The following is a 4,522-nucleotide window of genomic DNA, read 5'->3' as shown; positions in this document are numbered from 1 at the left end:
TGAATTGCTTTATCTCCAAGAGTTTTAAAGTATGGAGCACTTTTAAAAGTAATTAGATGATTATATTCATTACTATAACCACAAACGTATGAAGAGAAAATTAAACGACCTGAGTCCGATAGAATACCGAACTCAAGTCTTAGAAGCTGCTTAAACTATATGTCTAACTTTATTGGGTCAGTTCAAGTTTGTCTACAGTCTAAGGTAGGAGCACTTATATGCTCTTACCTTTTTTTTGAATAGTGCTCGTTTAAAAAAGGCAGGATCAGTTTATCTGGCTTTTTATACTTAACATATATGTTCGTCATACTCGGTTTTCAAGTAATTTATCATCTTTTGTTTTTGGTGGGAATAATGAAAGCAATTAAAATAAAAGGAAAAGTCGTCAAAAAAAAGAGGATTTTTATCATCGAATCCATAGGAATCTAAAAAATCCGAGATTGTTTTTTCTTGATCCACTAAGTCGAACAATCCGGATACATAAAAATGATAACTGAATTTATCATATAAAAAAAGGTATCCTGTATCATCAAAAATATTTTTCACTGTATGAGCATCCAATTCTAACTCACTCCTTCCTTATCAATATACCTTTTTATCGATGAAATTATTCAGTGCCCATCTTTCGGGAAATATTATTATATTTAATGCAGCGTGTTTTTTATACCTTCAATACATGAATAAATGGGGCAGAAGAATCGGGAACGAAAAAAGCACATCCAATAAGGATGTGCTTTCATAAAAGCATTATTTGTACATTTCGGCTACTTGCTTTTGCAATTCGCTATTATCAAGGTACTCATCATAACTCATTTGCTTATCGACTGTACCTTTTGGTGTAAGTTCAATGATCCGGTTCGCTACAGTTTGGATGAACTGATGGTCATGAGAAGAGAAGATCATAGATCCTTTAAAGCTGATCAAACCGTTGTTCAATGCCGTAATCGACTCTAAGTCCAGATGGTTGGTAGGTTCATCAAGCATTAGGACGTTCGAACCGCTTAACATCATTTTGGAAAGCATACAGCGGACTTTTTCGCCCCCTGAAAGTACGCTTGCCTTTTTCGTTACTTCATCGCCAGAAAATAGCATTCTGCCTAAGAAACCGCGAAGGAAGCTTTCGCTCTGGTCATTAGGAGAATATTGACGGAGCCAATCGACAAGATTTAAATCGACACCTTCAAAGAATTCAGCATTATCCTTAGGGAAGTATGCCTGGGATGTCGTAACGCCCCATTTGAATGAGCCGCTATCCGGTTCAATTTCACCTGCCAAGATTTTGAACATTGTTGTTTTAGCAATCTCATCTTTACCGACAAATGCAATCTTGTCGCCTTTATTCATCGTGAAGCTGACGTTATCCAATATTTTTACACCATCGATCGTTTTCGAGAGTCCGTCTACACGAAGCAGGTCGTTCCCGATTTCACGATCAGGTGTAAAGCCGACATATGGGTAGCGGCGCGAAGAAGGCTCGATGTCATCCAAGCTGATTTTATCCAATAATTTCTTACGGGATGTCGCCTGGCTCGATTTCGATGCATTGGCACTGAAGCGCGCGATGAAATTTTGTAGCTCTTTGATTTTTTCTTCCTTTTTCTTATTGGCATCTTGAGTCAGTTTAAGGGCAAGCTGGCTTGATTCATACCAGAAGTCATAGTTCCCGATATAAATTTTGATTTTACCGAAATCAAGATCCGCGATATGTGTACAAACTTTGTTAAGGAAGTAACGGTCATGGGAAACTACGATAACAGTGTTTTCAAAGTTGATCAAGAACTCTTCCAGCCATTTGATCGCTTTTAGGTCCAAGTGGTTGGTAGGCTCATCCAGTAATAGAACATCCGGTTTACCGAATAGTGCCTGGGCAAGCAATACTTTAACTTTGTCGCCACCAGTTAACTCAGCCATTTTCTTTGTATGCAGGTCTTCTGCAATGCCAAGGCCTTTTAAGAGGATTGAAGCTTCAGGTTCGGCTTCCCATCCGTTTAATTCGGCAAATTCACCTTCAAGTTCGGCCGCTTTCATTCCGTCTTCATCCGTGAAGTTTTCCTTCATATAGATGGCATCTTTTTCTTGCATGACTTCATATAATCTTTCATGTCCCATAATGACAACTTTAAGGACTTCTTCCTCTTCATAAGCGAAGTGATCTTGTTTTAGAACGGCAAGGCGTTCGCCAGGCCCCATATGGACATCGCCGGATTGCGCTTCAATTTCACCTGAAAGGATTTTTAAGAAAGTGGATTTACCCGCACCATTCGCCCCAATCAGGCCATAGCAGTTACCAGGCGTGAACTTTATATTAACATCTTCAAACAGTTTACGATCGCCATAGCGTAAACCAACATTATTTACTGTAATCATTTATTTACATTCCTCCAAAATACTTTTGTTTCAACGTGTCCAACAGTTTGTTTCATTAGTTATACGCTGATTCATACAAACAGCAGTTTCCGCTCATGTATGTTTTAAACTGTGCATCATTTAAATTGTATCTTATTTATGCAAAAAGTTAAAGGTGGATTAATATCTTATCTAATATTTTCTGTGTTTATGCTTACGTTCTGTTCCAACCTCTAACATCACTCATCACCATATATCGAACAACTTGTTTAGTTTCGTTTATGGGAAAGATGATCAAATTGAATTAAATGTTAAATCCATAAACTAAGAGATAAGCTGAGAGAGATACCAAAAACATTAAACCCTTGGTCAAGTTACTATGCTCCTAAGATTTAAAGAAACCTCAGTGAGGAAATGTTACTGATGTATTATTCGAATAAAACTTTATTTACCATGAAATATATGATAGTTTTATATAGTGGTAAATTTATACAGGGGAGATGTTTATGTATTATGGGTTTTAAAAAAGGTATGATTTCCATTATTTCTTTTGTTTTATTTGTAGGTATTGTATTTTCACCGATTTCTATCCAAACAAATCAATCGTCGGCATATGCTGCTACTACAGTTGAAAAGGATAAAATTCTATCAGTATTAGAAGTTATACAAAATGGTATTGTTGAAGAAAATGATGAAATTAAGTTAAACTTAGATTATGCTAAAGAAAATGGTCTATCGACTGCTGAAGTTAACAATCTCCAACAGGCACTTATTGGAATTTCTTCAGATGATTTAAAAGAAATTGAAAGCGCAACAGAATCATTAGAGAAGGAAATACTTAAACAAGACGATTTTATTCAAATAAAAGAACTATCAGCGTCAGCTATAGGTAGACATTCTGCACCGCCTTCAGGATTCGAAAAGGCTTTAAAACTTGTATTTGGGGCGGTTGTTGGGATGACTGTTGCTACTTTAATAGTCCAAGACTTGTATAAATTAGGAGCCTATTCTGCTTGCCACAAATGGGGTAAAAAGAAACCTAAAGTTAAAAAGGCTTGTAAAGCACTAGGATACTGGTAAAATATCCGAAACTAAGGGGGAAACACATTGTTTGACATACCTGACTTTTCGAGAATAAAAATGCTGAAATTATCGTTACATTCTTTGCTTTTATGCATTTTATTAAGCTTAGTTAGTTTAATTATCAACGATGTTTTTTCAATTATCGTTGATAAAAGAATTAATTTAAATTTATTTTTTATTCCAATAATCATGGTTTTTTGGGTGTTGATAGCAGTTAAAAAACCAACATACCAAAAGTGATTTATGGATAGGAGTCTGGGCACAATGCTCAGGCTTTTTTTATTTGTCTAAATAAGGGAGTGTTAACCGTGAATCAATTCATGCATGACATGATCCGTATTACAGAAGGAGAGAGACTAATTGAGTATTGGTGCTTATAGTACATATTTACTATTGCTGCAATGTACGGATCGATAGTTAAGTGTACGGGACTAAGAAGTTAAGGACATGATGAGTATGCAACTACTTAAGCTATGTAGTAAGTGTGGAGAACTTATGACTCAAGGTAATTGTGCTATGTGTGATGAGTGTAAGGATAAGGATTAGGTAAGACACAGGGACTATGACAAGAGGACAAGGAATAAGGAATATGTTTAAAGAATTTAAAATTACAGTTAACATGCACACTGTTCCAAAAAATCCAGTATTCATAGTGAATACGAATGATTTGCACTTTAATAGTTAAAATGACTATTAAAAAAGGTGCAAATCCAGTTGATCTTACTGGAACAACAGTTAGAATAGCCATTAAAAAGCCTATCCCCTTCATTACCCTTTGATGGTAAAATAAAGGAATGAATGTAGGGGGGATTACAGAGTGAAAAAAGAATTGATGTTAAAAGGGAGAGTACTAGGATATTTGACCGAAGTCTTTGTAAAAGAATTTGTTGAATCAATTTTAAATTATATTGAGTCATATCGAAAAATAGGGGTTGATATTACTCCTTTTTTGCCAAAACCATTTAGAGATAAAAGGAAACTAGTTGCTAATATCACGTATTTGACAAAGATTGATTGTTTGGTTATACAATTTGTTATAGGTGATAGATCAGGAATAAATTATTGGGTAGAAGAATCTGATATATATTTAGAG

The 4,522-nt window shown here is 35.4% G+C and carries 3 protein-coding genes and 1 pseudogene; 3 read left to right on the top strand and 1 reads right to left on the bottom strand.

The genetic code is table 11. From position 1 onward, the window contains the following. Positions 1 to 154: pseudogene (locus ACFRAK_RS27120) on the top strand (IS3 family transposase); the annotation flags it as partial. Between the two features lie 593 nt (positions 155 to 747). Here ACFRAK_RS27120 and ACFRAK_RS27115 read toward each other — a convergent pair. Continuing rightward, a complete protein-coding gene (locus tag ACFRAK_RS27115; RefSeq protein ID WP_260286431.1) occupies positions 748 to 2,367 on the bottom strand; it encodes an ABC-F family ATP-binding cassette domain-containing protein in 1,620 nt (539 codons plus the stop codon). A gap of 492 nt (positions 2,368 to 2,859) precedes the next feature. Here ACFRAK_RS27115 and ACFRAK_RS27110 point away from each other — a divergent pair, with 492 nt between their 5' ends. Continuing rightward, positions 2,860 to 3,426 (top strand): hypothetical protein, encoded by a 567-nt coding sequence (locus ACFRAK_RS27110; RefSeq protein ID WP_394572895.1) that lies wholly within the window; start codon positions 2,860 to 2,862, stop codon positions 3,424 to 3,426. 820 nt (positions 3,427 to 4,246) lie between these two features. Then, a partial coding sequence (locus tag ACFRAK_RS27105) for a hypothetical protein (RefSeq protein ID WP_394572894.1) occupies positions 4,247 to 4,522 on the top strand: 276 nt, incomplete at its 3' end.

The organism is Peribacillus sp. NPDC056705 (assembly GCF_043656335.1).
The sequence above is the reverse complement of the archived record's forward strand: the minus strand, read 5'-3'. Positions and strand labels throughout refer to the sequence as shown.